Here is a 26,905-nt window from a genome sequence, read left to right on the forward strand (position 1 = left end):
CAGGAACCAACATGCAGGATCTCGGACTTTCCCACCTCTGGTCGCAAGGCGATTTCGTCATGCGTGCGACGGCCATCATTCTGCTGATCATGTCGCTCTTGTCGTGGATCGTGATCCTCACCAAGGCGTGGGATCTGATTCGGCTGAAGAAGATGGCGCACGGCGCGGAAAAGCGCTTCTGGCACTCCGACGACTTCGACCACGCGCTGGAGACACTCGGTTCCAATGACGCGAACCCGTTCCGCACGCTGGCCATCGCCGGCAAGGAAGCGGCACAGCACCACCGCGCCAGCCAGCCGCAACTGCATGACGTGATGGACATCTCCGACTGGCTGACGCGCTCGCTCAAGAGTTCGATCGACGACGCCGTGGCACACATGCAGTCTGGCCTGGCCGTGCTGGCTTCGGTTGGCTCGACCGCGCCGTTCGTGGGCCTGTTCGGCACGGTGTGGGGCATCTACCATGCACTGATCGGTATCGGTGCCTCAGGCGTGCCGACGATCGACAAGGTCGCCGGCCCGGTCGGTGAAGCGCTGATCATGACCGCTTTCGGCCTGGCCGTTGCGATTCCGGCCGTGCTGGGCTACAACGCACTGACCCGTGGCAACAAGTCGGTCATCTCCAAGCTGAACCGCTTCGCGCACGACCTGCACGCCTATTTCGTGACCGGCGCACGCGTTCGGCCGGCCAGCACCCGCGGCGACGACAACGCCGTACGCCTCGCCTCTGCACGGCAGTAACACTACCGCATCAAGGAAGTCATCATGGCATTTGGCACGCTCGACGGGGACGATGACGAGGTGATGAGCGAAATCAACATGACGCCGCTGGTCGACGTCATGCTGGTGCTGCTGATCATCTTCATCATCACGATCCCGGTCATCAACCACGCGGTGAAGATCGACCTGCCGCGCGCAAGCAGTACCCCGAACGAATCCAAGCCGCAGAACATCAACGTCTCGATCGACGCCCAGGGAAAGGTCTACTGGAACCAGACCGAGGTGGACGATACTACGCTGGCCAACAACATCGCGCTGGCCGCGAAGCAGGAACCGCAACCTGAACTGCACCTGCGCGCGGACCGCGACGTGCGCTACGAGCGCGTGGCCGAGGTCATGGCCGCCGCGCAGCATGGCGGGCTAGGAAAGATTGGTTTCATCACCGAGCCGAAGCAGTAAATTCTGATCGTCCGGCCACACCGGTCGACAGCTTCAGGAAAGGGCATCCCTACGGATGCCCTTTGTGCTTTTGGTGCGTCAACTCGACGAGAGATGTAACGATTGATCAGCACCATTGAAATGGTAATGGTTCTCATTTAATATCCATTTCATCGCCAGCACATGCCTGTCGAAATCGCACTAGACAGTGTGCAAGCCAACCAACCTTACGCCGAACGGAGCCAGATGATGAGCACCCTTTCCCTGCCGCTGTCGCAACCCCGTGAAGTTACCCGCCGCCGCCTGTCGTTGCGCCGCGTGGAAGTTTCGCCCCAGGGCCGACGCGATGCTGCTGCGGCATCCGCCCTCGAATCCGTGAAATCGGCCGTTGCAGCGTTGCCCGCAAGGCTGGAAGCGCTCGTGCGAGACAGCCTGCCGAATACGCCGGCGAGCGAGCCCGTCGCGCTGGAAACGATCATGCGCGGCGCCACGACGCTGCCGATCCGCCACAACGGCGACATCTACACGCTGCGCGTCACGCGCTACGGCAAGCTGATCCTGACGAAGTAAAGGGAATGCACGACGCCTGCACTATGGTGCGGGCTGTGGAGAAATGAGAAGCCGGGGGAGCGGCAGGCCGAACGGCCCGCCGGGAGGATGCAAATGCCAGCCCCGCCGCTGCGGGGCTCTACGACGAGCGATCAGAGACCCAGCGCAGCAATGCCGGCACGGGCGATCTGCGCGTCTTCCGTCGACTTGACACCGGAGACACCCACTGCGCCAACAACCTGGTCGTTGTGGACGATAGGCACGCCGCCCTCCAGCATGCCCTGCAGCGTCGGGGCAGTCATGAACGAATAGCGGCCGTTGTTGATCATGTCTTCGTAGACCTTCGACTCGCGGCGGCCCAGCGACGACGTGCGGGCCTTTTCCGTGGCGATGTAGGCCGAGATTGGCGCGGCGCCATCCAGGCGCTGCATGGCCAGCATATGGCCACCATCATCCACCACCACGATCGAGACAGCCCACTGATGGGTCTTTGCCTCGGCCTCTGCTGCGGCCATGATCTTCTTCACGTCTTCTGCCGTCAGCACGGTCTTTTGCTGCATACCACTCTCCTGATGTTCATACTGTGTGAACCGGAAGTATAGCGCTGCACAAATACCCCAGTCATCGCGCCAGCCGCGTCAGCAAAGGTCAAACACAATTGCCCAAAACGACTTGACCCGCACGAATGCGGGTCAATCTGCGGTCTGCAAGATGAGCGCCCTCAGCCGGCGCCATCCACTGCGGGTCAGGCGCCGTCCGTGAACGGGTCAGGCTTGCTGACGCGGCCGCCATCGGTGTACGGATCGCGCTGGCTGATGCTGGCGCCGTCCGTATAAGGATCGGTCTTACCAACGCGTGCGCCATCGGTAAACGGATCGGGCTTGCTGATCTTCGAACCGTCCAGATACGGGTCCACCTTGCCCGTGCCGGCGAACGAGGGCAGCGATACCATGGAAAGCGCCGCAAGGGCCATTGCTGCCGCCAAACTACGCTTGAGATTCATGAGAGATTCCCCTTTTTTTCACTGACAGAAGGCGCCGGCGGCGACACGAACTTTTCGTGTGACATCGCGGCGTCACAGGTGCAGTTTAGGGGAAAACCCTAATCCGAACATCTGCAACCGTTTGATCAGTCTGTTCAGGAAATTTGACCACACTGATCTCATAGGGAACCGGCGGAGACCCGCCTGCTACAAGCCTCCGATTTGGGGTCAAAATAAAAGAGCCCCGTTTCCGGGGCTCTTTCTTTTCAAAAGCCTTGCAAAATCGGCTCAACGCCAGTGGCCATGGCCGTGACCACGAGGCCCGTAGTAGCCACGAGGCCCGTAGTAAGGCCGCGGGCCATAGTAACGCGCCGGGCCGTAATAACGGGGACCGTAGTATACCGGCGCGGGCGGCCCATAGTAGACCGGCGCTGGCGCCACCACCACCGGCGGTGCGGGCGGATAGTAGACGGGAGCCGGAGGGTAATACGCCGGCGCGCCAATCACGACACCTGGCACACCGACCGCAACGCCAACGCTCACATGAGCCATTGCCGCTCCCGACGCAAGGCCGGCGCCGATACCGAATGCTGCGAGCCACCAACGTTTCATTTCCTGCCCCTCTGTCCCAGGATTCCTCATGACTCTATTTTAATGGCTCGGAAATTTCCGAGTGCAACGGCGCTCGCGACATTGTTACCAGCCGTAACAGAGGGATCACATTTGTCGGAGAATCGGTTTCGACAAGCAGCGATTGCGCCATGTACTTGCATCCCGGATGCGCAACCACCACAATATCGGGCTTTCCGCGCGGCCGTGGAGAAATTGGTAGACTCAGCAGACTTAAAATCTGCCGCCCTTACGGGCTTACGGGTTCGAGTCCCGTCGGCCGCACCAACCCCAGGCTGGGTGCGGCCACTGCCTTAGTCATTCAGCTGGATCCCGTCGCTCAGGCCATCACGTAGCAGAGCGAAGCACCAGCGACCATCAGGAAGATAAACAGCACACCGGCGAGGGCGAGCGGCTTGCGCCCGGCGCGCAGCAGGTCGCCGATCCGCGTGTGCAGCCCGATCGCCAGCATGGCACAGGCCAGCAGCCAGTTGTCGAGCGCAATCAGTCCGCCCTTCCATTCCTGAGGCACCGCACCGACAGAGTTCACCGCCATCACCGCGACGAAGCCGACCGCAAACCACGGCACCGACTTCAGCAGGCCACGCAGGCTTGGGCCGCCAGCCTGGGCTTTTGCGTCCTTGTTCGGCCACAGGGCCATCACCAGCAGCACCGGGCCGAGTGCCAGCACGCGCACCATCTTGGCCACCACCGCGGCGTCCGCCGTGGTGTCGCCGATCATCTTGCCTGCCGCGATCACCTGGGCCACCTCGTGCAGCGTAGCGCCGGTGAAGATGCCGAACATCCGCTCGCTGACATTCCAGTGCCACGGGCCCGTCACCAGATCGAACAGGTACGGATAGAGCAGCATGCCGACGGTACCGAACAGCACCACCGTCGCCACGGCCACGGCCGTCTGCTTGTCATCGGTGCGCACGACGGACGCCACCGCAATCGCTGCAGCGGCGCCACAGATCGCGCTGCCCGAGCTGACCAGGATCGCCTCGCGCCGGCTCAGACCGAACACCTTCGTGCCGATCAAGGTACCGAACAGCAGCGTAGCAAGCAGCATGGCAAGCGGCACCACGATGCCCGGCAAGCCCAGCGCCGCAATCGACGCAAAGGTCAGCCGCAGCCCGTACAGCGCCACGCCGAGACGCAGCAAGTAATGGCGCGCGATCTGCATGCCCGGTGCCAGCGGCTGCAGCCAGTGCTTGGGCATCGTGTTGGCGGCGACCATGCCGGCGCACATCGCCAGCGTCAGCGCGCTCAGGCCGTAACGCGAAATGGCCGGATGATTGGCCAGGACCATTGCGATCCAGGCCACGCCGCCCAGAGGCAGCAAAGGCAGCAGGCGCTGGTGCCACGAGAGCACGGCGGCTGGCGAAACAGCCTGGGCAGAATTGGGAGCGGACACGGTAGACATGGCGGCAGTGGGTTTTGGTTAGTGCTTGCAGCGTAACTGCCCCACTTCAATCTGCAAAACGGGTAATATCGCTATGAATTACCTGAAATGTCGATATGGACCAGCGCCCTCTTCGCCTGACATTGCGCCAGCTGCAAGTCTTCGTGTCCGTGGCCCAGCACGGCAGCACGGTGGCCGCGTCGGAAGCGCTGGCCATGTCGCAGTCAGCTGTCAGCGCGTCGCTGGCGGAACTGGAACGTGCGCTCGACGGCCCCTTGTTCGACCGCGTGGCGCGGCGCCTGAGCATCAACGAGACTGGACGCCAGTTCTTTCCGCGCGCCTTGTCGCTGCTCGACCAGGCACAGGAACTCGAGCGCTTTGCCACGCAGACCGGCGTGCAGCTGCGCATCGCGGCCAGCAATACAATCGGCAGCTATATCCTCCCTGCCCTGCTGGCGGGCTTTCGCGCCTCGCAAGCGGGCCCTTGCCAGCTCGACCTGCGGATCGGCAACACGCGCGATGTGCTGCGCTCATTGATGCAATTCGATGCCGACATCGGGCTCGTTGAAGGCGCGAGCCATGAACGCGAATTGCGGAGCGTGCCTTGGTGCGATGACGAGATGGTCGTAGTCGTGGGGCCGTCTCATCCGCTCGCCGGACCGAATGCACCACTCGATGGCCTGCGCGATGCCGAATGGATCGTGCGCGAGCCCGGTTCAGGCACGCGCGAGATCATCGAGGAAAGGCTTGTGCCGCTGCTCGGAGAGCTGCGCTTCGCACTGGAACTGGGCAATGCGGAGGCCATCAAGCGCGCCGTGATGAGCGGTTTCGGCGTGAGCTGCCTGTCGCTGCATGTGGTGCGCGACGAACTGGAGCGCGGCACGCTGGTCGCAGTGCGGGAAGGCCTGCCGCGCATCATGCGTCCGCTGCAGCTTGTCGTGCACCAGGACAAGTTTCCGACGCGGGGATTGCTGGCCTTCACCGAATACCTGCGTGTCGTCGCAGCGCAAGCCAGCGCACCGGCCTGAACGTCGCAAAGTCGACGCACAAACGAAAACAGCGCCCATCGGGCGCTGTTTTCTTCAACTGGAGGCGGAGGTCGGAATCGAACCGGCGTACACGGCTTTGCAGGCCGCTGCATAACCACTCTGCCACCCCGCCAGGTGACGTGCTGCTGGATTGTATCTGCATTCATCGAACGCTGCCTGACAGCGCCTGCGGATACCAACCCAAACAAAAAGGGAAGCGCTGCTTCCCTTCGGGATGGAGCGGGAGACGAGTCTCGAACTCGCGACCTCAACCTTGGCAAGGTTGCGCTCTACCAACTGAGCTACTCCCGCGTACAACGTTTGCTACTTCGAGCCCGACGCAGGCGATACGAATTACCTGCCATCAAACCCAGAATCAATCTGGAGCGGGAGACGAGTCTCGAACTCGCGACCTCAACCTTGGCAAGGTTGCGCTCTACCAACTGAGCTACTCCCGCATTGCACCGCTACGCATTTGACTGCAAATAACAGCTTCTTGCGTTAAACCGACTTATCTCGCTGCTTTCGTTTGCGTCGTCAGCAGCGAGAACGAGATTATTGCAAAGAATGAATCCGTTCGTCAACACTTTTTTGCGCGGGACTTCATTTTGGCGCGCGCGCTTCGTTGAGCACGCCGCTGCGCTCGCGGATCTGCGGCCACGCCAGCTTCATGTAATAGAACATCGACCACAGCGTCAGCACTGCCGCCAGGTAGATCATCCACGTACCCAGCACCTGCGCGTCGACGCCGAACAGGCGGTCCGTGTAGAGCAACAAGGGGATCGCGATCATCTGCACCGTCGTCTTCAGCTTGCCGAGGAAGTTGACCGCGACGCTCTTGGAAGCGCCGATCTGCGCCATCCACTCGCGCAACGCCGAGATCGTGATCTCGCGGCCAATGATGACCAGCGCCACCAGATCCGCCACGCGGCCCAGGGCCAGCAGCGATAGCAGCGCAGCCGTGACCATCAGCTTGTCCGCAACCGGATCCAGGAACGCACCGAACGCCGAGGTCTGGTTCCAGCGCCGCGCGAGGAATCCGTCCAGCCAGTCGGTGACCGCTGCGATGATGAAAAACGACGCCGCAGTGATGTTCTTCGTGTGCATCGGCAGCCATGCTTCCGGCAGGTAGTACACGCCCACCACGAGGGGAATCATGGCAACGCGCAACCAGGTCAGCAGGATCGGGATATTGAAGGGCATGGGGTTGGGAAACCGACAGTGCAGTGACGAATTCCGCGATTGTCGCCGATTTCCGTACCAATGCGCGCCCGGCGGGACAATTCGCCGGGCACGGGCACATCAATGTAGCTGGCGATAGATCTCTTCGGCCAGACCACGGGAGATGCCGTCGACGCTGGCGAGCTCGTCGATACTGGCCGCCATGACGCCGCGCAGGCCGCCAAACCGCGTCAGCAGCTTCTGCCGCCGGCGCGCCCCCACGCCCTCGATCTCTTCTAGCCGCGACGTGGTACGCGCCTTGGCCCGGCGCGCGCGCATGCCGGTGATGGCGAAGCGGTGTGCCTCATCGCGGATCTGCGCCACCAGCATCAACGCCGCACTGCCCTGCCCCAGTTCCAGCGATGGACGGCCATCGGCGAACACCAGGGTTTCCAGGCCCACCTTGCGGCCCTCCCCCTTGGCCACGCCGACCAGCAGCCCGATATCGAGACCGAGTTCCTCGAACACCTGCCGCGCCACCTCGACCTGCCCCTTGCCCCCGTCGATCAGCACCACATGCGGCATCGGCGACGAAGCCTCGCCAGCCGGATCGAGACCGCCCTGTTCCTGCATCAGCTCGACGAGCTTCTGATAACGGCGCGTCAGTACCTGCCGCATGGCCGCGTAGTCGTCGCCCGGCGTGATGTCCTGGATGTTGTAGCGCCGGTACTCGCCATTCTGCATATCGTGGTGATGGAACACGACGCACGACGCCTGCGTCGCTTCGCCCGCGGTATGGCTGATGTCGAAGCACTCCACGCGCAGCAGTGCAAGATCTTCCAGGTCGATGCCGATGGTCTCCGCGAGTGCGCGTGTACGGGCCTCCTGGCTGCCCTGCTCCGAAAGCCGCCGCGCGAGCGCCAGCGCGGCGCCCTGCTGCGCCATTTCCAGCCAGGCCTTGCGCTGGCCCTGCGGCTGCCGCACCAGCGCGATCTTGCGACCGGCGTGAAGCGCCAGCGCCTCCAGCAACGCCGCATCGTCCGGAACATGGCTGACGACAATGATCGGCGGCGGCGCCTGGTCGAGGTAATGCTGCGCCATGAATGCCGACAGCACGCGTGCAGCAATGCGCTCCACGCCAAGCGGCACTGCCGGCGCCGGCTCGGTTTCCCCGCCTTCAGCGCCTTCGTCACCGTCCTCGACGATCATCGCCGCTTCGTCGGCATGCGCGGGGAAATAGGCTTTGTCGCCAAGATGGCGGCCGCCACGCACCATGGCCAGGTTGACGCACGCGCGGCCACCTTCCACGGCCACCGCCAGCACGTCGATATCGCGTGCCTGGCCGACTTCCTCCACCGCCTGGCGCTTGAGCACCGTCGACAGCGCTGCGATCTGGTCGCGCACCGCGGCGGCCTGCTCGAACTCCAACTGCATGGCGTGCTCTTCCATCTTCGACTGCAAGCCTTCGAGAACCTCCGTCTCGCGTCCTTGCAGGAAACTCGCCGCGTTGCCGACGTCGCGTGCATAGTCAGCCTCGCTGATCGCACCCACGCAGGGCCCGGTGCAGCGATGGATCTGATGCAGCAGGCAGGGCCGCGTGCGGTTGTTGAAGACGGTGTCTTCGCAGGTGCGCAGCTGGAACACCTTCTGCAGGATCTGCATGCTCTCGCGCACCGCATAGGCGCTCGGGAACGGGCCGAAGTACTGGTGCTTGCGATCCGTGGCGCCACGGTAGTAGGCCATGCGCGGAAAGCGATGGCCCGTGAGCTTGAGGAACGGATACGACTTGTCGTCGCGGAACAGGATGTTGTACCGCGGCGCCAGGGCCTTGATCAGGTTGTTCTCGAGCAGCAGCGCCTCGGCCTCGGTGCGCACGACGGTGGTGTCGATGCGCGCGATCTTGGCCACCATCATCGCGATGCGCGGCGACAACTGCGTCTTGTTGAAATAGCTCGATACGCGCTTCTTGAGGTCGCGCGCCTTACCGACGTACAGCACGTTGCCGGCACTGTCGATGTAGCGGTACACACCAGGCAAGCCCGGCAGGCGGGCGATGACCGGCTTGGGGTCGAAGGGCTCTGCCTGGGCAGGATCAGGCGGTTGAGCCGAAGCGTCTGGAAGCTGGTCGGACATGAGGGACGATGACCAAATCGATGCGGCCGGCTCGCGATTCGCGGCAACGGCTCTAAAATCCGGAGTTTAGAGCCGAAGTTTAGTGCAATTCACCGCCCCCCTTGCTTTACCCGCCTTGCCTGACATGCCAATCCGTTCGTGGGACATCTTCTGCACCGTCATCGACAACTTCGGCGACATCGGCGTCTGCTGGCGGCTGGCGCGCCAGCTGGCGCAGGAACACGGCCATGCCGTGCGCCTGTGGGTCGATGACCTGCACAGCTTCGCGCGGCTCGCGCCGACGCTCGACACGGCCGCCCGCAGTCAGCACTTATCGGGCGTGGAGATCCGCACATGGCGCCCGGGCGGCGATGCGGACGACCGGGCGCGGTTTGCAGACGTCACCGTACATGACGCCGTCATTGAAGCGTTCGCCTGCCACCTGCCCGATGTGTTTCTTGCGCGCATGGTGGCGCGCGAACTTGCGCCGGCATGGATCAACCTCGAATACCTGAGTGCCGAGCCATGGGTGCGCGAGCACCACGGCATGCCGTCGCCGCATCCGCGGCTGCCCCTGGTCAAGCACTTCTTTTTCCCGGGCTTCGAGCGTGGCACCGGCGGCCTGTTGCGCGAATCGATGCTCGGCGCGCAGCGCAGCGCTTTCCTCGCCGGACCGGCCGCACAGGCCGCGCTGTGGCACCGGCTGCGTGCGACGCCAGACGGCAGTGCGCTGAAGATCAGCCTGTTTTCATACCAGAATCCCGCACTGCCGGTGCTGCTCGAACAATGGCGCGACGGCCCGGAGCCGGTCCAGTGCCTGATCCCCCAGGGGCTCGCGGCCGAACAGTGGGCCGCATGGTCGGGAGAAGCCGCCGTGCCTGGCAAGGCGGTCACGCGCGGCAACCTGCAGGTCAATATCGTGCCGTTCGTGCGCCAGGAGCACTACGACGAGATGCTGTGGGCCTGCGACCTCAACTTCGTGCGCGGAGAAGATTCCTTCGTGCGTGCGCAGTGGGCGGCCCGGCCACTCGTATGGCATATCTACCCGCAGGACGAGGATGCGCACCATGACAAACTCGACGCCTGGCTCACGCTCTTCGGCCGCAGCGGTGTCGACGCCGGGGCCGCGCAAGCGCTGACGGCTTTCTGGCACGCGTGGAATGCGTACGGCAATGCACCCGACTGGGCCGCGCTGCGCAGCAAACTGCCCGCGCTGACGCAAGCCGCGCAGCAATGGCAGGCGCGCCTGCTCGGATTGGGCGACCTGGCGGCAAATCTCGTGGCGTTTTGCGAAAATCGGGTAAAATAGCGGGTTGATTTGATGGCGACCGGGCCGGGTAACCAAGGCTCCCCATCACCAGCCGGCAGCGATGCAATGCGCGCGCCGCGGTGCGGGAACCTGAGCGAACACTGAGCACGGGGTCAAGAGCGCGTGGGCATGGGCCCACCAGGCGCTGCCGGTAGCGACAGGCTGCCTGCACGGCGCCTCCGCCATACCTCGCCATACCAATTTCCGAGACTTTCTTTTTCAGGAAAACAGTTCAGATGAAAATCGCACAGGAACTCCGCGTCGGCAACGTGTTCATGATGAACGGCGCTCCGATGGTTGTGCAAAAGGCCGAGTACAACAAGTCGGGCCGCAACGCCGCCGTGGTCAAGATGAAGTACAAGAACCTGCTCACCGAAGCCCCGGGCGAGTCGGTGTTCAAGGCTGACGACAAGTTCGAAGTCGTGGTGCTCGAGCGCCGCGAATGCACCTACTCGTACTTCGCCGACCCGATGTACGTGTTCATGGACGCCGACTACAACCAGTTTGAAGTTGAGCAGGACAGCATGGGCGACGCCCTGAACTACCTCGAAGACGGCATGGCCGTCGAAGTGGTGTTCTACAACGAGAAGGCCATCTCGGTCGAAATGCCGACCACGCTGGTCCGCGAGATTGTCTACACCGAACCGGCTGTCAAGGGCGACACCTCGTCGGGCAAGGTGCTGAAGGGCGCCAAGATCAACACCGGCTTCGAACTGCAAGTGCCGCTGTTCTGCAACATCGGCGACAAGATCGAAATCGACACGCGTACCGGCGAATATCGCAGCCGCGCCAACTAAGCGCACGGCTCGCTCCGCCTCCGTGGCGGAGCCGGTGATGAAAGAAGGCAGCCGCGGCTGCCTTTTTTGTCGTCTGGCGCAAACCCGTCGCGCGCTCAGGCGATCAGATCGTGGTCCTTGAGCAGGCGCAGCGCGGCACGGTATTCGCCCTCCTGCTGCAGCTTGTTCCAGTCGAGCGGCTTGCGGCGCGCGAAGAGCTTGCGGATCCGGCGCTGCGAAGTCTTGCCGATGTTCACGTCGAGTTCGGTCAGCAACTGGTCGGCACGCTCGGGATGGTTGCAGATCAGCACCATGTCGCAACCGGCCGCCAGCGCGGCGCGCGCGGCTTGCGTGACGTTACCTGCAACGCTGGCGCCTTCCATGCTCAGGTCGTCGCTGAAGATCACACCCTCGAAGCCGAGTTGCGTACGCAGGATGTCCTGCAGCCAGAAGCGCGAGAAACCCGCCGGGTTGGGGTCGACCTTCGGGTAGATCACGTGCGCCGGCATGACCGACGCCAACGACAGGCCCATCCAGTCGTACGGACGTGCGTCCTGCGACAGGATATCTTCCAGCGAACGCTCGTCCACGGGAATCGCGACATGCGAGTCCGCTTCCACGTAGCCGTGGCCGGGGAAGTGCTTGCCGCAGTTGCTCATGCCGGCCAGCAACAGGCCATGGTTCAGGTGGCCCGCCAGCATGGTGACCACGCGCGGATCGGCGTGGAAAGCGCGGTCGCCGATCACGGCGCTGCGGCCATAGTCGAGGTCGAGCACCGGCGTGAAGCTCAGGTCGATATCGCACGCGCGCAGTTCGGCGGCCAGCACATAGCCGCACGCGATCGCTGCCTTGGTAGCAGCCAGCACGTCGTGTTCCCACAGTTCGCCGAGCTTGCGCATCGCTGGCAGATGCGTAAAGCCATCGGTCTTGCAGCGCTGCACGCGGCCGCCTTCGTGGTCGATACAGATCAGCACGTCTTCACGCACCGCGCGGATCGCACGCGTGAGCGCCAGCAATTGCGCGCGCGACTCGAAGTTGCGCGCGAACAGGATGACGCCGCCAGTCAGCGGGTGCGCAATACGGCGTGCGTCTTCGGCGTCGAGCTGCTTGCCGACGACGTCAAGTACCACCGGTCCCGGCCGTTTGCCGGAAAGCTTCTTGATCATGGAGTTTGTTCGAGGCTAGGCTGGGTTTTCGGGGACTGCCGCATGGCCGCCCCGCTCGGCGATTGCAAAGGCAACCGCATAGTCACGTTCATCACTGACACTGACACGCACGGTGATGCCGCGTTCCGCGATCCACTGCGCGAGTTCACCATGACAGATCGGCGTCGGCTCGCCAGAAGGCAGGTTCATCAGTTCCATCGCGCGCCAGGTCATCGGCCAGCGCATGCCGAGGCCGATGGCCTTGGAGAAGGCCTCCTTGGCGGCAAAGCGCGTCGCAAGAAAGGCCAGCCCGCGCCGCTCGGAGCGCGCCTTGCGCGCGTGGTACTTGGCCAGTTCATCGGCCCCGAGCACCTTCTCGGCAAAGCGGCCGCGCGTGCGCTCCATCACGCCCTGCACGCGCGCGATCTCGATGATGTCGGTGCCGACGCCGTAGATCACGCCGGCTTGCCTGCAGCGGGGTAACGGGTGCCGAGACGCGCGGCCACCATGATGGCCTTCATCTCGCGCACGGCGTTTTGCCAGCCCACGAACACGGCATGCGCGACGACCGCGTGGCCGATGTTGAGTTCCTTGATGCCCGCCAGCGCCGCAATCGGCTGCACGTTCGTGTAATGCAGGCCGTGGCCCGCGTTCACGACCAGGCCGTGGCGGATGCCGACATCGACGCCGTCGGCAACGCGGCGGAATTCGATGGCCAGCTCGTCAGGCGTATGCGCATCGGCATAGCGGCCGGTATGCAGTTCGATCACCGGCGCACCGCAGGCCGCAGCGGCGGCGATCTGGTCGGCATCGGCGTCAATGAACAGCGATGCACGGATGCCGGCTGCGGCGAGCTGCTTGCAAGCGGAACTGACCTGTCCAAAGCGACCTGCCACATCGAGCCCGCCTTCGGTCGTGACCTCCTCGCGCCGCTCGGGCACGAGGCAGACGTCCTGCGGCCGGATCTCGCAGGCGATGTCGAGCATCTCCTGCGTGATGGCGCATTCCAGGTTCATGCGCGTGGCGAGTTGTGGGCGCAGCGCGCGCACATCGGCATCGCGGATATGGCGGCGGTCTTCGCGCAGGTGCAGCGTGATCAGGTCCGCGCCGGCTTCTTCGGCCTGCAATGCTGCCTCGATCGGGTCGGGATACACCGTGCCGCGCGCATTGCGCAGCGTGGCGACGTGGTCGATGTTGATGCCGAGGTCGATGACGCCCGGATTTGCGTGGAAGATCATGCTTGCGGAATCAGCGGTGGGCCGGCTGCCCGGCGGGTCAGAGATAGTGCAGGTCGATCAGGATCTGCCGCGTCTTGAGCGGCGCTCCCTGCAAATAATAATGCAGAAGGAAGCGCATCAGCGCGCGGCTTTGCAGAGCGGTCTGCGCGCGCCCGTAATCGTCCTGCGACATGTCGAGCAAGGTCTGGCCCGACACCACGGGCCACGACGACGGATCGCTCGGCTGGGCCCGGCGCACACCGCGCTCGGGCTGGTAGACATAGTCCAGATGCGGCTGCACGCGCTCCCCTGTGCTCAGGCACTGGTCGAAGGCCACTGCAAAGCCGGTTTCCTGCAGCAGCACACGCTCGAAGCTGCGCAGCACCAGACCTGCGGCCTCGCCGTGCGCCAGACGCGTGAGCGTCGCCATGTAGTGCCGGAACAGCGCCGGATGGCCGTCCTCGCGCGGGCAGAACCGCATCAGCAGTTCGTTGAGGTAGAACGCGGACAGCAGCGCATCGCCGGCCAGCGGCGGCATGCCGCCGACCCACTCGGCGCGCGTCAGCGTCTTGACCTCGCCGCGGCCGCTCCACGACAGGGAGATCGGATGGAAGTGCTGCAGCACAGGACGCAGCGCCGAATGCGGCCGCTTGGCGCCCTTGGCAACCATCGACAGCCGCCCGTGGTCGCGCGTAAAGACATCGAGGATCAGGCTGGTCTCGCGATACGGCCAGGCATGCAGCACGAAGCCCGGCTGCTCCGACACGCGGGTTTCGCTGCGCGCCGGCACGATGCGCATCGCGCGGTCCATCATCGCGCGGCCGGCAGCGTCGGCCATGCCGGGCAGCGCGCGGCTGTCCAGCAGCTCCGCGGCCTCGTCCACGACCGGATCGGCGCGGCGGGCCTTCGCAGGCCCACGCGCGAAGTCAGGCATTTTGCTCACTCGTAGCCGTATGCGCGCAGTCCGGCTTCGTTATCGGCCCAGCCGCTTTTCACCTTGATCCACATTTCCAGGTAGACCTTGCCGTCGAACAGCTTTTCCATGTCGAGGCGCGCCTCGGTGGAGATCTGCTTCAGCTTGCTGCCCTTGTTGCCGATGATCATGGCCTTGTGCGCGTCGCGCTCGACCAGGATCGTGGCAAACACGCGGCGCAGGCGCCCTTCCGTCTCGAACTTGTCGATGATGACGGTGCTCGTGTACGGCAGTTCGTCGCCGGTCCAGCGGAACACCTTCTCGCGGATAATTTCCGAGGCGAGGAAACGCTCGCTGCGGTCGGTCATCGCGTCGGCGTCGTACATCGGTTCGCCTTCCGGCAGGTAAGGCCGGATGATCTCGAACAGGCGCGCGATATGGTCGCGCGTCTTGGCCGACATCGGCACCACTTCCCGGAACGGGAACAGCTGGCCCATCTTTTCGAGGAAGGGCATCATCACCCCGGCGCGGTCGTCAGTCACGCGGTCGAGCTTGTTGGTCACCAGCAGCACCGGCGTGTTCTTCGGCAGCAGCGCGAGCACCTTTTCGTCATCGGCGCCATAGTAGCCGGCTTCCACGACGAACAGCACCAGGTCCACCGACGACAGCGTGGAGGTGACTGCGCGGTTGAGCGAGCGGTTCAGCGCACTGGCGTGGCGGGTCTGAAAACCTGGCGTGTCGACGAAGACATACTGCGCGTCATCCGTGGTCTGGATGCCGACCAGGCGGTGACGCGTGGTCTGCGCCTTGCGCGACGTGATGCTGATCTTCTGGCCGACCAGCGCATTCATCAGCGTGGACTTGCCGACGTTGGGGCGGCCAACAATGGCCACGGTGCCGCAGCGGAACGCCTTGGCTTGGGTATCCGCAGCGGGCTGCTGCGAATCATGGGATTCGGTCATTCCTTCAACCTGAGAGACAACTGTGGGTCCGGCGGTACCGGCTGCTTGCGGGTCTTGCCGGTGCGCTCGGCGCGGCTGCGCTTGAGCAGCTGCGGCACGAGCTTCTGGACTTCATCGAGCGCCAGCTTGGCCGCCGCCTGCTCCGCGGCTCGGCGGGAGGCACCGGTGCCGAACACCCGGACTTCCAGTTTAGGCACCATGCACTCGACTTCAAACTGCTGGCTGTGCGCGGCGCCGTGAGTGGCGATTACGTTATATTGAGGCAGGGCGATCTTGTGGCCCTGCAAGTATTCCTGGAGCAGCGTCTTGGCATCCTTACCGAGCGTGCGTGGATCGACTTGCTCCAGGATGGGGATATACAACTTGCGGATCAGCGTGCGCGCGGCTTCGAAACCGGCATCGAGGAACACCGCTCCGACAATGGCTTCAAGCGCATCGGCGAGAATCGACGGGCGGCGGAATCCACCGCTCTTCAGTTCGCCCTCGCCCAGGCGCAGCACTTCGGACAACTGCAGCATCTGTGCAATTTCGTACAACGCCTGCTGCTTGACCAGGTTCGCGCGCACGCGCGACAGGTCGCCTTCATCGAGTTTGCCGAACATGCCAAACAGCATGTCGGCCACGGCGCAGTTCAGCACCGAGTCGCCCAGGAATTCGAGGCGTTCGTTGTGCTGGGCGCTGTGGCTGCGGTGCGTCAGCGCCTGCTGCAGCAACTCAGGCTTGCTGAAACGGTAGCCGAGACGTTGCTGCAAGGCGTCGAGGTTCATATCAGTGCTGCGTTCCCGAATAAGTAATCAGTAAGCTCAGTGGACCGTAGACAGGAACTTCGGTCCGGTAGGCAAAATCGACCGACTGGATCGTTCCATTCTCATTTTCGCGAATCTGGAGGTCTTCCCCCTTCACCGCGGCAATCCGGTCGATGGTTGCCTGCTTGTCAAAATACTCCACCACCTCTCGCTTGTTGGTGGCTCGTTGCTTGGCGTAACTTGCCGCCCGCTTGACCGAAAAATATTCAGTCAGGCTCGGTATCGCCCTGAGCGCCGGCAAGGCAACGCCGATCACGAATACGATCACGACCAGCAGCGTCCACAGAGAAAATCCCCTTGCCCGCCGCCGGCTATCTTTCCCGACCCAACCCAATTGACCCATCTGACCCATTTGCGCTTCCCTCGTTCTAGTTGAGTGTTCTGCGCCGCGCAGGTGTTATTTGAATGAACCGACGCGTCCAAAATTGCCGAGGTTCATCCAGATCACGAACGCCTTGCCGACGATATTCTCGTCCGGCACGAATCCCCAGTAACGGGAATCCAGGCTGTTGTCGCGATTGTCACCCATCACGAAATAGTGACCTGCAGGCACCTTGCAGGTCACACCCTGCTGATTGTAAGTGCAGTTTTCCCGGAACGGGAAATCCGGATCGGCACCGGCGACAAATGCCGGTCGATCCACATCATTAAGGATGCCGTGCTCCACGCCGCCGGGCAGTTTCTCCCGGAAATGCTTGGAATAGGCCAGGCGTTCCTCATCCAGATAATCAGGCAGTGGCGTGTAGTCAGCGGGCTTGCCGTTGATTGTCAAATGCTTGTTCGAATACTGCACCACATCGCCAGGCACGCCGATCACGCGCTTGATGTAATCGAGCGAGGGGTCTTTCGGGTAGCGGAACACCATGACGTCGCCGCGCTGCGGCTCGCCGACGTCGACGATCTTCTTGTTCACCACCGGCAGGCGAATCCCGTAGTCGTACTTGTTGACCAGGATGAAATCGCCGATCAGCAGCGTGGGAATCATCGAGCCGGACGGAATCTTGAACGGCTCGACCACGAACGAGCGCAGTACGAACACGGCCAGGATGACCGGGAAGAAGCTCGCCGAATACTCAAGCCACCACGGCTGGCGCAGCTTTTCTTCGGCCAGACGCTTGCGCGTCGAATCAACCTCGCCGGAACCGAAGCGGCCCTGCAGGTCCGACTGGCGCGAATCGAACTCGGCCAGCGCAAGCCGCGCTGAAGCGCGCCGTTGCCGCTCGAACACGAGCTTGTCCGCGACCCACGCGATACCTGTAATCACCACCAGCACAAAAAGGATCAGTGCAAAATTCATGACGGCTTCTGGTTCTTGGATGTCTTGCTACAGCCTCTTCTACTACCGCCGCGCCTCAGACGCGGCAGCCCCGTTCCTGTTCGCGAAACCGCTTACTTGTCGTCGACCTGCAGGATCGCCAGGAAGGCTTCCTGCGGAATCTCGACGGTACCGACCTGCTTCATCCGCTTTTTGCCGGCCTTCTGCTTTTCGAGCAGCTTTTTCTTGCGGCTGATATCGCCGCCATAGCACTTGGCCAGCACGTTCTTGCGCAACGCCTTGACGTTTTCGCGCGCAATAATATTCGAGCCGATCGCGGCCTGGATCGCCACGTCGTACATCTGGCGCGGAATGATCTCGCGCATTTTCGCGGCCACTTCGCGACCACGGTATTGCGAATTCGAGCGGTGCACGATCACCGACAGCGCATCGACCTTGTCGCTGTTGATCAGGATATCGACCTTGACCACGTCGGACGGTCGATATTCCTTGAACTCGTAATCCATCGATGCATAGCCACGCGACACCGACTTGAGGCGATCAAAGAAATCCATCACGATTTCCGCCATCGGAATTTCGTAGGTCAACTGCACCTGCTTGCCGTGGTAGCTCATGTTGATCTGTGAGCCGCGCTTCTGCGTACACAGCGTGATCACCGAGCCGACATATTCCTGCGGCATGTACAGGTTGACCGTGACGATCGGCTCCAGGATGGCCTCGATCCGGCTCGGGTCGGGCATCTTGGCCGGGTTCTCCACGGTCACCATGGTGCCGTCGCGCATCTGTACCTGGTACACCACGGTCGGCGCCGTCGTGATCAGGTCCATGTCGAATTCGCGCTCGAGGCGCTCCTGCACGATTTCCATGTGCAACAGGCCCAGGAAGCCGCAGCGGAAACCAAAGCCAAGCGCCTGCGACACTTCCGGCTCGAACATCAGCGACGCGTCGTTCAGGCGCAGCTTTTCGAGCGATTCGCGCAGTGCCTCGTACTGGTTTGCCTCGACCGGATACAGGCCGGCGAACACCTGCGGCTTGACTTCCTTGAAGCCCGGCAGCGGCGCCTCGGCCTTGCGCGGCAGGGTCGTGATGGTGTCACCGACCTTGGCGGCCTTGAGTTCCTTGATGCCTGCGATGACGAAGCCCACCTGCCCGGCGGTCAGCGAATCGCGCTGCACCGACTTCGGCGAGAACACGCCAACCTGCTCCACGAGGTGCTGCGCACCGGTGGCCATCAACAGCGCCTTGTCCTTCGGACGCAGCGTGCCATTGACCACGCGCACCAGCATGACCACGCCGACGTAGTTGTCGAACCACGAGTCGATGATCAGCGCCTGCAGCGGCGCGCTGGCGTCGCCCTTGGGCGGCGGCACCTTGGCGATCAGCGCCTCGATCACGTCCTCCACGCCCTGGCCAGTCTTGGCCGAGCACGGGGTGGCGTCGTGCGCGTCGATGCCGATGACGTCTTCGATTTCCTGAATGGCATTGGCCGGGTCGGCCTGTGGCAGGTCGATCTTATTCAGCACCGGCACCACTTCCACACCGAGTTCGATCGCCGTGTAGCAGTTGGCCACGGTCTGCGCTTCGACACCCTGCGAAGCATCGACCACCAGCAGCGCGCCTTCGCACGCCGACAGCGACCGGCTCACTTCGTAGCTGAAGTCGACGTGTCCCGGCGTATCGATCAGGTTCAGGTTGTAGACCTTGCCGTCACGGGCCTTGTAGGTCAGCGCGGCAGTCTGCGCCTTGATCGTGATGCCGCGCTCCTTCTCGATATCCATCGAGTCGAGGACCTGGGCCTCCATTTCGCGATCGGACAGCCCCCCACACAGCTGAATGATCCGGTCGGCCAGGGTGGATTTCCCATGGTCGATATGGGCAATGATCGAGAAATTGCGAATGTGGTCCATCTAATCTTCAGGCAGGCGCCGGCGACTTCGCCCGGGCGCAGCGGATTCGTGAACGGCCCCGTCGCGGGCGCCCATCACAGGCGCCCACGTCGAGGCCGCGGGTCTTGGGGCGCGGATTTTGCGCCAATCTGGAATTTTACCGGATTTTCAATGACTTCCGGCCGCTTCGGTGCGATCGGAAGTGGCCGTTCGGTCGCCTGCTGCGACGCATGCCACACCCGAAGGGCCACGACATAGAGGAAGTCGTGGCAAAGCTCACAGGGATCCCTTCCCCGTGAGCGGCAGCATGACGACGGTCAGCGGGCGGCGGTCGCCCCCGGACGCAGCGTCAGGACCTGGGTGGCATCGCCACGACGCACGAACACGGCGGCGATGCGGCTCTTGTCCAACCCCTTCACCAGATCATTGAACTGGCGCGCGCCGGTCACGTCAGTATCGCCAAGCCGCAGGATGATGTCGCCAGGACGAATGCCTGCACGCATGGCCGGGCCATCCGCGACCTCGACCTCCACGCCGGACCTTACCTTAAGCTCCTTCAGGCGAGCGTCGGGAATGTCGTTGACGATCAGACCGAGCGCGTTAGGTTTAGGTGCCTGCGCACTGGCGTCATCCTTGGACGAGGGGGCATTGCGCGCCTTCGCGCGGGCTTCCGGCTCCAACTCCGTCACGGTGATCGACACATCGCGGGTGGCGCCCTTGCGCCACAACTGAATCGGCACGCGCGTGCCCGGCTTGGTATCGCCAACCATGCGCGGCAGGTCGGACGCCTTTTCGATCTCGCGGCCGTTGAACTTCAGGATGATGTCACCGGGCTCGATGCCGGCCTTTTCCGCCGGTCCGCCCGGCTCCACGCTGCCGACCAGTGCCCCGCGCGCACGGCCTAGTCCGAGTGAATCGGCCACTTCCTTGGTCACATCGCCGATCGCCACGGCAATCCGCCCGCGCGTGACGCGGCCCGACGTCTTCAACTGCTCGGTGACGCGCATGGCCTCGTCGATCGGGATCGCGAACGAAATGCCCATGTAGCCACCGCTGCGGCTGTAAATCTGCGAGTTGATGCCGATGACTTCACCGCGCAGGTTGATCAGCGGGCCGCCCGAATTGCCTGGGTTGACCGCCACGTCGGTCTGGATGAACGGCAGGTAGTCGCCGGTATCACGGCCCTTGGCGGACACGATGCCGGCGGTCACGCTGTTGTCGAGGCCGAACGGCGAACCGATCGCGAGCACCCACTCTCCGGCACGAACCTTGTCGGAATCCCCAAGCACCAGCTTTGGCAAGCCTGTCGCTTCAATCTTGATCAGCGCCACGTCGGTACGCTTGTCCGAGCCAATCAGCTTGGCCTTGAACTCGCGCTTGTCAGGCAGCGTGACATAGATGGTTTCCGCGTCAGCCACCACATGGGCATTTGTCATCACATAGCCGTCCTGGCTGATGATGAATCCGGAACCGACGCCGCGGCTCTGTTCCTCGCCCTGCGGCGGCTGGCCGCGGCGCGGCGCATTTGGGGCCCCCGGCGTCGGAGCGCCTGGCATCGGAACCCCGAAGAAACGCCGGAAGAACTCAGCCATCTCGTCGTCGTCGCCGCCTGAACCACCGCGCGAGCGAATGCGCTCGGTGGTCCGGATGTTGACCACGGCGGGGCTGGCCTTTTCCACCAGGTCGGTAAAGTCGGGCAGGTTGTAATTGGACGCGGCGGCCTGGGCGTGGCCCACTTCGGCAACCGCCGGGCCGAGAATCAATATGGCAGCCATGACCACGGCACGCGCCAGGGCTGGGGATCTGAACGTCATCGACAACTCCCGGGATTCAGCAAATGATGAAGTAGCGACTGGAACGAAGCGGCAGGACGCCCTCACAGGGGCCACCGGACACGGGCTTGCGAGCCCCGTATCCGGCACTTCCCCGAGCTCAGTGTAACGCCTTGGGAGGGCGATATTCCACGGCCGACGCGAACTGCCGCACCGTGCTGGCGGGCACTTCGCCCACCACTGTAATCCAGTAGTCCGCAATGCGGCGGACCACAACCTGCGTGGCGCCCAGCGACGCGACGCCTTCGCGGCGCACACGCTGCTCGGAGACCGGTTCGATAAACACCGACAAGCCAGTCAGCCCGTCGCTGTAGACGACCTGGAGCACCTCGAACACCTGGCCGCGTCCGCTGCCCTGCGCAGGCGCGCGCAGTTCACCGAGCGGGCGACGCACCTCGCGGATCTTCTGGAAGCCCTTCAGCGGCACCGCAATGGTCCAGCCTTCGTCCGCGACGTTGGTTGGCTGGTACGTGACCTCATAGTGATTCCAGGAACTGGCGTTCTTGATGGCCCCGAGGATGCGCTGCTTGTCCGACGGCACGCCGATGTCGACCTGCGAAAAGGCAACCTGCTCCAGCACCTTGCCGCCGTCCCCGATGGTCTGCGCCCGCATCAGCAGGCCCGAATTTTTTTCGGCCCACAAGCGTACGGCGTAGCGGGCCGCATCGTGCGGCTCCAGCGAGAACACCTCGCATTCCACGCCGGCCACGCGCTCGCCCGGGAGCTTGCGCATCTCGTAGAGATCGAGCACGTCGCTCTTGGTGGTGGCCAGCAGCGCCGGGAAGCGGTCCTTGGCCTCCTGCTTCTCGACCACCACGAGCTTGGCTTCGGGAATCAGGCTGTGCACCACGTCATTCTGCCGCAGCACTTCGCGCGGCTTGCCGTCGAGCGTCTCAAGCCGTTCGTACTCGTTGTGCACGAGATCGCTGTAGTGCTGGATCTTCGACGCATGCATCACACTGCCGCGCTGATAGATCAGCGTGCCGACATAGTTTTCGCGCTGCGCTGCACGGTGGATCTTGCTGAGCCAGGCGGACGCGTCGCGCCGGTTCAGCGAACTGTCCGAGGGCTGGGCCGTGGCCGCCGCCGCGCTCAGACACAAGGCCAGAAAAAAGGACCTACGCAGGGCCCCCATTCTCGGTGCGCCCGCTACGTTGGCGGGCGACCATCCTTTGTGCATGTCCGGCATTATTCCTGCGAATTGTCCTGAGAGAAATTGGCACCGTTGGCGACCGTACGCATGGTCGGCACGAATGCCTCCGTTGCGACGGACGTGCGGTGGGCACGCAGGTATTCGTCCAGCCGCGGATCGCGGATCATCTGGGCGTTTTCGGCTGCGACGGTAACGATGTTCGCGGCCGCGGCTTTCGCGGCGGCAGGCTGGTCGACGCGCGCAACCACGGCGTCAGGCGTACCCAGGTCGGACGGTCCGCGCAACTGGGGAACGACGACCCAACTCACAGCCGCTACTGCCGCGGCAATCGCGGTGCCCGGCATCACGCGCCGCACCCACGAAGGTCGCACCAGCAGGCGCTGTCGCATGCCAGCGGCCTGGGCCACGGCGGGCACCAGTACGTGCGGCTCGTCTTCGAGGCGCGCGGCGAAGCGGGCAAGAAAATCGCCGGTCGGGCCCGCATGGCTCAACTCTTCCGACCGCAGCGTATCGCCAATCATCTGGAACATGGTCCAGTTCTCCATGCCGGGCTCGCTTTTCGCGAGCGCCAGTACGGGATCGACCTCGTGCGGCGACAACTCGCCATCCATCAGGACGGAGATTTGCTCCGCCGCTTCCACTACATGAACCGACTGCTTATGAGCCTGACCCATTTCCCACCCCAAGACATTCCAATTCCATTGAACACCGATAATCCCGTCACTTGCTGTCGCTTATCGATGCAGGAATAGGCTGCAACGCTGGCCGCACGACATTCTTCTCACTACCATCGCTTGCCCTCTGCCGTTCCCAGCAGCGGGCGCAATTTTTCAGCAATCGCCTCACGCGCACGGAAAATGCGTGAACGCACCGTTCCGATCGGGCAACCCATCGCCTCCGCGATTTCCTCATAGCTGAGGCCTTCGATCTCGCGCAGGGTGATGGCGGTACGCAACTCTTCCGGCAACGCTTCCATCGCTCGGTTCACCGTTTCGGCGACTTGGCGCGTGTGAAGCATCGACTCCGGCGTATTGATATCCCTTAGTTGCTCACCGTCCGCAAAAGTTTCAGCCTCTTCCGTATCGATGTCGGTGGACGCCTCGGGTCGTCGTCCCTGCGTAGCCAGATAGTTCTTGGCCGTATTCACGGCGATCCGGTACAGCCATGTGTAGAAGGCGGATTCCCCGCGGAATTGGGGCAAGGCACGATATGCCTTGATAAAGGCATCCTGCGCCACATCCTCGACTTCGGCGGGATCTCTCACCAGGCGCGAAATCAGGCGGATGATCTTCCGGTGGTACTTTGCCACCAGCAGCTCAAAGGCCCGCTTGTCGCCCTGCTGGACGCGTTCAACTAGGAGCTGATCGGCTTCGCGTTCGCTCACGTATGGTTCACCTGCAGTGTATCTCTTGGTTTGGTCGTCACGACGAACGTTGTATTTTACCTACGAACTGCGATCGCCCAGTGCTTGAAAGTGCATGCTGTGACCGCTGGCTAACAATAACGTTCCCTATGGTCTTGCAAAGGTTGCACCTCTCGTGCAACCGCCAGAGCAAGCCGCGCGGCACGTAGCACTCGATGGGATCGCGCCTGGAACGGCAAAACCAGCAGTCCGCGGCGTTTGCCGGGGCCCTGCGCCAGACTCAGGAAGAGGATGCTGCCGATGTTCCAGCTGCCGGTCACGACCGCGGTTTCACTGCTGGCGCCGGACCGCCGCACCACCACGCGAGGCATGCCGTAGCGCTGCGGCGACGGCAAGACTGCGGAACAGGACTGGGCGGCCCACGACCACCAGCCACGCGTGACCCAGCCAACCAGGACAGACAGACCTAGCCCAGCAGTACAAATCAGGAAGGGATAGACGCTGCCGACCAAGCCCCGAGGCGGGATTGCATTCAGGCACATCCGGGCCAGCAGGCCGAAGGCAATTGCCTCGCCCGCCCAGAGCACGAGCAGGGCCCACCGCAAGCGATGAAGCCCGCCGAGTCGGGAGCCGGCGAGGCGTGTCCGTGACACCGAATCAGGCGCGACGGAAGACCAGCGTGCCGTTGGTACCGCCGAAGCCGAAGTTGTTCTTCACGGCCACATCGATTTTCATTTCACGCGCCGTGTTGGCCACGTAGTCCAGGTCACATTCCGGATCCTGGTTATCGATGTTGATGGTCGGCGGCGACACCTGGTTATGCAGTGCGAGCACGGTGAACACCGATTCCAGGCCACCTGCGCCGCCCAGCAAGTGGCCGGTCATCGACTTGGTCGAATTCACCACCATCTTGTAGGCATGGTCACCGAAGGCTGCCTTGATAGCATCGGTTTCGTTCTTGTCGCCGAGCGGCGTCGACGTGCCGTGCGCGTTCAGGTACTGCACCTCGTCCGCGTTGATGCCGGCGTCCCGCAGCGCGTTGACCATGCAGCGGCGCGGGCCGTCCATGTTCGGCGCAGTCATGTGGAATGCGTCTCCACTCATGCCGAAGCCCACGAGCTCGGCATAGATGCGCGCACCGCGCGCCTTCGCAGATTCGTACTCTTCCAGCATCATGACGCCGGCACCCTCGCCCAGCACGAAGCCGTCGCGGTCCTTGTCCCACGGGCGCGAAGCGGCTGCGGGATCGTCATTGCGCGTCGACAAGGCGCGCGCGGCCGCGAAACCGCCGATGCCCAGCGGCGACACGGTCGACTCGGCACCGCCCGCCAGCATGGCGTCGGCGTCGCCGGCCTGAATCAGGCGAGCAGCCAGGCCAATGCTGTGCAGGCCGGTCGTGCAGGCGGTCACCGCGGCGAGGTTCGGGCCCTTCAGGCCGTGCATGATCGACAGGTGGCCAGAGATCATGTTGATGATCGATCCCGGCACGAAGAACGGCGAAATACGGCGTGGACCACGCTCGGTCAGCGTGGCATGCGTGTCCTCGATCATCGGCAAGCCGCCAATGCCCGAGCCGACCAGCACGCCGATGCGCTCCGCATTGGCATCGGTCACCTCATAGCCGCTGTCCTTGAGCGCCTGGGCGCCGGCAGCAATGCCATAGTGGATGAACGTATCCATATTGCGGGCTTCCTTGGCCGGGATGTAATCCTCGGCATTGAAGCCCTTCACTTCACCGGCAAAGTGCACGGAAAGCGCGGAATGATCGAATTTGGTGACGGTGGCGATACCGGACTTGCCGGCAACCAGGTTGGCCCAGCCTTCGGCAACCGTGTTTCCGACCGGAGACACAAGGCCAAGCCCAGTGACAACGACGCGACGACGGCTCACTATGATTTCCTACGGGTGCGTGATGCAGGATCAGGGACACGTGCCGCCAAGATCGCGGACCCGAGGGTCAGCGGCGCGCGGTACGTGCCTTGATTCTGCGTCTTCGAACAGACGAAAGCCACAGAAAACAGCGAGGCGCGACCGAACGGTGCGCCCACCCGCCTTCTGTGGCTCGGAATTCAGAAACGACTGGCTTAGGCCTTGACGTGCGCGGTGGCGTAGTCGATTGCCTGCTGCACGGTCGTGATCTTCTCGGCTTCCTCATCAGGAATTTCCATGCCGAATTCATCTTCCAACGCCATCACGAGTTCAACCGTGTCCAGCGAGTCCGCACCGAGATCGTTCACGAACGACGATTCGTTCTTGATGTCTGCCTCGGCCACGCCAAGCTGTTCTGCCACGATTTTCTTGACGCGTTGTTCGATATTGTCCATGTAACCCTCCAGGGAAGTTCGACAAAAAGTGGGCGCATTTTAGCAGGTTTGGGGCGTCAGAAATGCCGCCTGCCAAGCTTTGCAAGAATCGCGCCCGATTGGTTCGGAAAACTACGACTTCAGGCAGCTTCTTCCGGCTTCTGCACCGAACGATCTGCCCAAAAACTCATTAATTCATGTACATGCCGCCGTTCACATGCAGCGTGGTGCCGGTGATATAGGCGGCTTGCGGACCAGCCAGGAAAGCGACCGCATTGGCAATATCTTCCGGCTGGCCCAGGCGGCCAAGTGGAATCTGCTGCTTGAGCGAAGCATGCTGCTCTTCCGACAGCGCCTTGGTCATGTCGGTATCGATAAAGCCCGGCGCGACGCAATTGACGGTCACGTTGCGGCTGCCGATCTCGGCAGCCAGCGAACGGGTCATCCCGGCCACGCCGGCCTTGGCCGCCGAGTAGTTCATCTGGCCGGGGTTGCCCACCGAGCCGACCACCGAAGTGATGTTGATGATTCGGCCCTGGCGTGCCTTCATCATCGGGCGCAGCACCGCGCGCGACAAACGGAACACGGAAGTCAGGTTGGTCTGGATCACGGCGAGCCAGTCCTCATCCTTCATGCGCATGGCGAGCTGGTCCTGCGTGATGCCGGCATTATTGACCAGCACGCCGATGCCGCCGTGGGTCTTCACGATCTCGTCGATCAGCGCGTCGCAGGCTGCCGCGTCATTGACGTTCAGCACTGCACCCTTACCCTTCAGCCCGTCGGCGCCCAGGTATTCGGTGATACCCGCTGCACCGGACTCGCTGGTAGCGGTGCCGATCACCGTGGCGCCCTGACGAGCCAACTCCAGCGCGATGGCGCGGCCAATGCCACGCGAAGCGCCGGTGACCAGTGCGACCTGGTTCTCGAGAAGTTTGGTCATGCTAATTATCCTTTTCTTGCG

General features: G+C 63.2%; 27 protein-coding genes and 4 tRNA genes. 7 read left to right on the plus strand and 24 right to left on the minus strand.

What is annotated here, in order from left to right; translation table 11 throughout:
* Window positions 1–11 precede the first annotated feature (11 nt).
* The 3 genes from ACIGJG_RS11750 (at window position 12) to ACIGJG_RS11760 (ending at window position 1,727) form a co-directional block, all read left to right on the plus strand.
* The gene (locus ACIGJG_RS11750; protein WP_011298392.1) at window positions 12–740 is read left to right on the plus strand and encodes a MotA/TolQ/ExbB proton channel family protein; all 729 of its coding nucleotides are present in this window, start codon (window positions 12–14) and stop codon (window positions 738–740) included.
* Window positions 741–764: 24 nt separating this feature from the next.
* A complete protein-coding gene (locus ACIGJG_RS11755; protein ID WP_011298393.1) occupies window positions 765–1,178 on the plus strand; it encodes an ExbD/TolR family protein in 414 nt (137 codons plus the stop codon).
* 228 nt (window positions 1,179–1,406) lie between these two features.
* Window positions 1,407–1,727, plus strand: coding sequence for a hemin uptake protein HemP (locus tag ACIGJG_RS11760; RefSeq protein WP_041679999.1), 321 nt, complete (start codon window positions 1,407–1,409; stop codon window positions 1,725–1,727).
* Window positions 1,728–1,858: 131 nt separating this feature from the next.
* Here the strand turns inward: ACIGJG_RS11760 and ACIGJG_RS11765 are convergent, their stop codons facing one another.
* Together ACIGJG_RS11765 and ACIGJG_RS11770 are read right to left on the minus strand one after the other, a co-directional pair.
* Window positions 1,859–2,266: a GlcG/HbpS family heme-binding protein gene (locus ACIGJG_RS11765; protein ID WP_011298395.1), complete on the minus strand. Its 408-nt coding sequence runs from the start codon at window positions 2,264–2,266 to the stop codon at window positions 1,859–1,861.
* 185 nt (window positions 2,267–2,451) lie between these two features.
* Window positions 2,452–2,709 carry a hypothetical protein gene (locus ACIGJG_RS11770; RefSeq protein WP_011298396.1) on the minus strand — a complete coding sequence of 86 codons (258 nt, stop codon included), beginning with the start codon at window positions 2,707–2,709 and terminating at the stop codon, window positions 2,452–2,454.
* A gap of 789 nt (window positions 2,710–3,498) precedes the next feature.
* On the opposite strand from ACIGJG_RS11770, the gene ACIGJG_RS11775 reads away from it, so the two are divergent.
* Window positions 3,499–3,585, plus strand: a tRNA-Leu gene (locus ACIGJG_RS11775).
* A gap of 52 nt (window positions 3,586–3,637) precedes the next feature.
* Here ACIGJG_RS11775 and ACIGJG_RS11780 read toward each other — a convergent pair.
* Window positions 3,638–4,723, minus strand: a complete 1,086-nt coding sequence (locus ACIGJG_RS11780; protein ID WP_011298397.1) for a YeiH family protein — start codon at window positions 4,721–4,723, stop codon at window positions 3,638–3,640.
* 95 nt (window positions 4,724–4,818) lie between these two features.
* Between ACIGJG_RS11780 and ACIGJG_RS11785 the strand changes: the two genes are divergently transcribed.
* The gene (locus ACIGJG_RS11785; RefSeq protein WP_011298398.1) at window positions 4,819–5,730 is read left to right on the plus strand and encodes a LysR family transcriptional regulator; all 912 of its coding nucleotides are present in this window, start codon (window positions 4,819–4,821) and stop codon (window positions 5,728–5,730) included.
* Window positions 5,731–5,789: 59 nt separating this feature from the next.
* Here the strand turns inward: ACIGJG_RS11785 and ACIGJG_RS11790 are convergent.
* The 5 genes from ACIGJG_RS11790 to uvrC all read right to left on the minus strand — a co-directional run bounded on the left by ACIGJG_RS11790 (window position 5,790) and on the right by uvrC (window position 9,024).
* Window positions 5,790–5,863 (minus strand) — tRNA-Cys (locus tag ACIGJG_RS11790).
* A gap of 103 nt (window positions 5,864–5,966) precedes the next feature.
* A tRNA-Gly gene (locus ACIGJG_RS11795) sits at window positions 5,967–6,042 on the minus strand.
* Window positions 6,043–6,112: 70 nt separating this feature from the next.
* Window positions 6,113–6,188: transfer RNA gene (locus tag ACIGJG_RS11800), tRNA-Gly, on the minus strand.
* A 145-nt stretch (window positions 6,189–6,333) separates the two neighbouring features.
* The gene (gene pgsA / locus ACIGJG_RS11805) at window positions 6,334–6,933 is read right to left on the minus strand and encodes a CDP-diacylglycerol--glycerol-3-phosphate 3-phosphatidyltransferase (protein WP_011298399.1); all 600 of its coding nucleotides are present in this window, start codon (window positions 6,931–6,933) and stop codon (window positions 6,334–6,336) included.
* A 99-nt stretch (window positions 6,934–7,032) separates the two neighbouring features.
* On the minus strand, window positions 7,033–9,024 hold the full coding sequence (gene uvrC / locus ACIGJG_RS11810; protein WP_140950737.1) for an excinuclease ABC subunit UvrC: 1,992 nt from the start codon (window positions 9,022–9,024) through the stop codon (window positions 7,033–7,035).
* A gap of 124 nt (window positions 9,025–9,148) precedes the next feature.
* On the opposite strand from uvrC, the gene earP reads away from it, so the two are divergent.
* Both earP and efp read left to right on the plus strand, forming a co-directional pair.
* Complete coding sequence (gene earP / locus ACIGJG_RS11815) at window positions 9,149–10,312, plus strand: elongation factor P maturation arginine rhamnosyltransferase EarP (RefSeq protein ID WP_011298401.1); 1,164 nt, start codon at window positions 9,149–9,151, stop codon at window positions 10,310–10,312.
* Between the two features lie 236 nt (window positions 10,313–10,548).
* The gene (efp, locus tag ACIGJG_RS11820) at window positions 10,549–11,109 is read left to right on the plus strand and encodes an elongation factor P (RefSeq protein ID WP_011298402.1); all 561 of its coding nucleotides are present in this window, start codon (window positions 10,549–10,551) and stop codon (window positions 11,107–11,109) included.
* Between the two features lie 95 nt (window positions 11,110–11,204).
* On the opposite strand, the gene nagZ is transcribed toward efp, so the two are convergent.
* The 16 genes from nagZ to fabG form a co-directional block, all read right to left on the minus strand.
* Window positions 11,205–12,254 carry a beta-N-acetylhexosaminidase gene (nagZ, locus tag ACIGJG_RS11825; RefSeq protein ID WP_140950736.1) on the minus strand — a complete coding sequence of 350 codons (1,050 nt, stop codon included), beginning with the start codon at window positions 12,252–12,254 and terminating at the stop codon, window positions 11,205–11,207.
* A gap of 15 nt (window positions 12,255–12,269) precedes the next feature.
* Window positions 12,270–12,692: a holo-ACP synthase gene (gene acpS, locus ACIGJG_RS11830; RefSeq protein ID WP_011298404.1), complete on the minus strand. Its 423-nt coding sequence runs from the start codon at window positions 12,690–12,692 to the stop codon at window positions 12,270–12,272.
* Window positions 12,689–13,471 (minus strand): pyridoxine 5'-phosphate synthase, encoded by a 783-nt coding sequence (gene pdxJ / locus ACIGJG_RS11835; protein ID WP_483672381.1) that lies wholly within the window; start codon window positions 13,469–13,471, stop codon window positions 12,689–12,691. Before pdxJ ends, acpS begins: the two co-directional genes overlap by 4 nt.
* 37 nt (window positions 13,472–13,508) lie before the next feature.
* Complete coding sequence (recO, locus tag ACIGJG_RS11840) at window positions 13,509–14,384, minus strand: DNA repair protein RecO (protein WP_011298406.1); 876 nt, start codon at window positions 14,382–14,384, stop codon at window positions 13,509–13,511.
* Window positions 14,385–14,389: 5 nt separating this feature from the next.
* Window positions 14,390–15,325, minus strand: coding sequence for a GTPase Era (gene era, locus ACIGJG_RS11845; protein WP_011298407.1), 936 nt, complete (start codon window positions 15,323–15,325; stop codon window positions 14,390–14,392).
* Window positions 15,322–16,092, minus strand: a complete 771-nt coding sequence (rnc, locus tag ACIGJG_RS11850) for a ribonuclease III (protein WP_011298408.1) — start codon at window positions 16,090–16,092, stop codon at window positions 15,322–15,324. Before rnc ends, era begins: the two co-directional genes overlap by 4 nt.
* Before the next feature lies 1 nt (window position 16,093).
* The gene (locus ACIGJG_RS11855) at window positions 16,094–16,474 is read right to left on the minus strand and encodes a DUF4845 domain-containing protein (protein WP_373460943.1); all 381 of its coding nucleotides are present in this window, start codon (window positions 16,472–16,474) and stop codon (window positions 16,094–16,096) included.
* Between the two features lie 54 nt (window positions 16,475–16,528).
* Complete coding sequence (gene lepB / locus ACIGJG_RS11860) at window positions 16,529–17,428, minus strand: signal peptidase I (RefSeq protein ID WP_011298410.1); 900 nt, start codon at window positions 17,426–17,428, stop codon at window positions 16,529–16,531.
* A 92-nt stretch (window positions 17,429–17,520) separates the two neighbouring features.
* The gene (gene lepA, locus ACIGJG_RS11865) at window positions 17,521–19,314 is read right to left on the minus strand and encodes a translation elongation factor 4 (protein ID WP_011298411.1); all 1,794 of its coding nucleotides are present in this window, start codon (window positions 19,312–19,314) and stop codon (window positions 17,521–17,523) included.
* Window positions 19,315–19,610: 296 nt separating this feature from the next.
* The gene (locus ACIGJG_RS11870; protein WP_011298412.1) at window positions 19,611–21,107 is read right to left on the minus strand and encodes a DegQ family serine endoprotease; all 1,497 of its coding nucleotides are present in this window, start codon (window positions 21,105–21,107) and stop codon (window positions 19,611–19,613) included.
* 118 nt (window positions 21,108–21,225) lie between these two features.
* Window positions 21,226–22,305, minus strand: coding sequence for a MucB/RseB C-terminal domain-containing protein (locus tag ACIGJG_RS11875; RefSeq protein ID WP_011298413.1), 1,080 nt, complete (start codon window positions 22,303–22,305; stop codon window positions 21,226–21,228).
* An 8-nt stretch (window positions 22,306–22,313) separates the two neighbouring features.
* Window positions 22,314–22,952: a sigma-E factor negative regulatory protein gene (locus ACIGJG_RS11880; protein WP_011298414.1), complete on the minus strand. Its 639-nt coding sequence runs from the start codon at window positions 22,950–22,952 to the stop codon at window positions 22,314–22,316.
* Between the two features lie 110 nt (window positions 22,953–23,062).
* Window positions 23,063–23,662, minus strand: a complete 600-nt coding sequence (rpoE, locus tag ACIGJG_RS11885; protein ID WP_011298415.1) for an RNA polymerase sigma factor RpoE — start codon at window positions 23,660–23,662, stop codon at window positions 23,063–23,065.
* A gap of 636 nt (window positions 23,663–24,298) precedes the next feature.
* The gene (fabF, locus tag ACIGJG_RS11890; RefSeq protein ID WP_011298417.1) at window positions 24,299–25,531 is read right to left on the minus strand and encodes a beta-ketoacyl-ACP synthase II; all 1,233 of its coding nucleotides are present in this window, start codon (window positions 25,529–25,531) and stop codon (window positions 24,299–24,301) included.
* A 194-nt stretch (window positions 25,532–25,725) separates the two neighbouring features.
* Window positions 25,726–25,965, minus strand: coding sequence for an acyl carrier protein (acpP, locus tag ACIGJG_RS11895; protein ID WP_008644813.1), 240 nt, complete (start codon window positions 25,963–25,965; stop codon window positions 25,726–25,728).
* Between the two features lie 169 nt (window positions 25,966–26,134).
* Window positions 26,135–26,884 (minus strand): 3-oxoacyl-ACP reductase FabG, encoded by a 750-nt coding sequence (fabG, locus tag ACIGJG_RS11900; RefSeq protein WP_011298418.1) that lies wholly within the window; start codon window positions 26,882–26,884, stop codon window positions 26,135–26,137.
* Window positions 26,885–26,905 lie beyond the last annotated feature (21 nt).

The sequence above is a fragment of the Cupriavidus sp. C1SS-2L genome (assembly GCF_057073735.1).

Excerpts from the sequence above, each read along its gene's own strand:
- ACIGJG_RS11750 (WP_011298392.1), top strand. The coding sequence starts at position 12 with ATGCAGGATCTCGGACTTTCCCACCTCTGGTCGCAAGGCGATTTCGTC.
- ACIGJG_RS11755 (WP_011298393.1), top strand. The coding sequence starts at position 765 with ATGGCATTTGGCACGCTCGACGGGGACGATGACGAGGTGATGAGCGAA.
- ACIGJG_RS11760 (WP_041679999.1), top strand. The coding sequence starts at position 1,407 with ATGAGCACCCTTTCCCTGCCGCTGTCGCAACCCCGTGAAGTTACCCGC.
- ACIGJG_RS11765 (WP_011298395.1), bottom strand. The coding sequence starts at position 2,266 with ATGCAGCAAAAGACCGTGCTGACGGCAGAAGACGTGAAGAAGATCATG.
- ACIGJG_RS11770 (WP_011298396.1), bottom strand. The coding sequence starts at position 2,709 with ATGAATCTCAAGCGTAGTTTGGCGGCAGCAATGGCCCTTGCGGCGCTT.
- ACIGJG_RS11780 (WP_011298397.1), bottom strand. The coding sequence starts at position 4,723 with ATGTCTACCGTGTCCGCTCCCAATTCTGCCCAGGCTGTTTCGCCAGCC.
- ACIGJG_RS11785 (WP_011298398.1), top strand. The coding sequence starts at position 4,819 with ATGGACCAGCGCCCTCTTCGCCTGACATTGCGCCAGCTGCAAGTCTTC.
- pgsA (WP_011298399.1), bottom strand. The coding sequence starts at position 6,933 with ATGCCCTTCAATATCCCGATCCTGCTGACCTGGTTGCGCGTTGCCATG.
- uvrC (WP_140950737.1), bottom strand. The coding sequence starts at position 9,024 with ATGTCCGACCAGCTTCCAGACGCTTCGGCTCAACCGCCTGATCCTGCC.
- earP (WP_011298401.1), top strand. The coding sequence starts at position 9,149 with ATGCCAATCCGTTCGTGGGACATCTTCTGCACCGTCATCGACAACTTC.
- efp (WP_011298402.1), top strand. The coding sequence starts at position 10,549 with ATGAAAATCGCACAGGAACTCCGCGTCGGCAACGTGTTCATGATGAAC.
- nagZ (WP_140950736.1), bottom strand. The coding sequence starts at position 12,254 with ATGATCAAGAAGCTTTCCGGCAAACGGCCGGGACCGGTGGTACTTGAC.
- pdxJ (WP_483672381.1), bottom strand. The coding sequence starts at position 13,471 with ATGATCTTCCACGCAAATCCGGGCGTCATCGACCTCGGCATCAACATC.
- recO (WP_011298406.1), bottom strand. The coding sequence starts at position 14,384 with ATGCCTGACTTCGCGCGTGGGCCTGCGAAGGCCCGCCGCGCCGATCCG.
- era (WP_011298407.1), bottom strand. The coding sequence starts at position 15,325 with ATGACCGAATCCCATGATTCGCAGCAGCCCGCTGCGGATACCCAAGCC.
- rnc (WP_011298408.1), bottom strand. The coding sequence starts at position 16,092 with ATGAACCTCGACGCCTTGCAGCAACGTCTCGGCTACCGTTTCAGCAAG.
- ACIGJG_RS11855 (WP_373460943.1), bottom strand. The coding sequence starts at position 16,474 with ATGGGTCAATTGGGTTGGGTCGGGAAAGATAGCCGGCGGCGGGCAAGG.
- lepB (WP_011298410.1), bottom strand. The coding sequence starts at position 17,428 with ATGAATTTTGCACTGATCCTTTTTGTGCTGGTGGTGATTACAGGTATC.
- lepA (WP_011298411.1), bottom strand. The coding sequence starts at position 19,314 with ATGGACCACATTCGCAATTTCTCGATCATTGCCCATATCGACCATGGG.
- ACIGJG_RS11870 (WP_011298412.1), bottom strand. The coding sequence starts at position 21,107 with ATGACGTTCAGATCCCCAGCCCTGGCGCGTGCCGTGGTCATGGCTGCC.
- ACIGJG_RS11875 (WP_011298413.1), bottom strand. The coding sequence starts at position 22,305 with ATGCACAAAGGATGGTCGCCCGCCAACGTAGCGGGCGCACCGAGAATG.
- ACIGJG_RS11880 (WP_011298414.1), bottom strand. The coding sequence starts at position 22,952 with ATGGGTCAGGCTCATAAGCAGTCGGTTCATGTAGTGGAAGCGGCGGAG.
- acpP (WP_008644813.1), bottom strand. The coding sequence starts at position 25,965 with ATGGACAATATCGAACAACGCGTCAAGAAAATCGTGGCAGAACAGCTT.
- fabG (WP_011298418.1), bottom strand. The coding sequence starts at position 26,884 with ATGACCAAACTTCTCGAGAACCAGGTCGCACTGGTCACCGGCGCTTCG.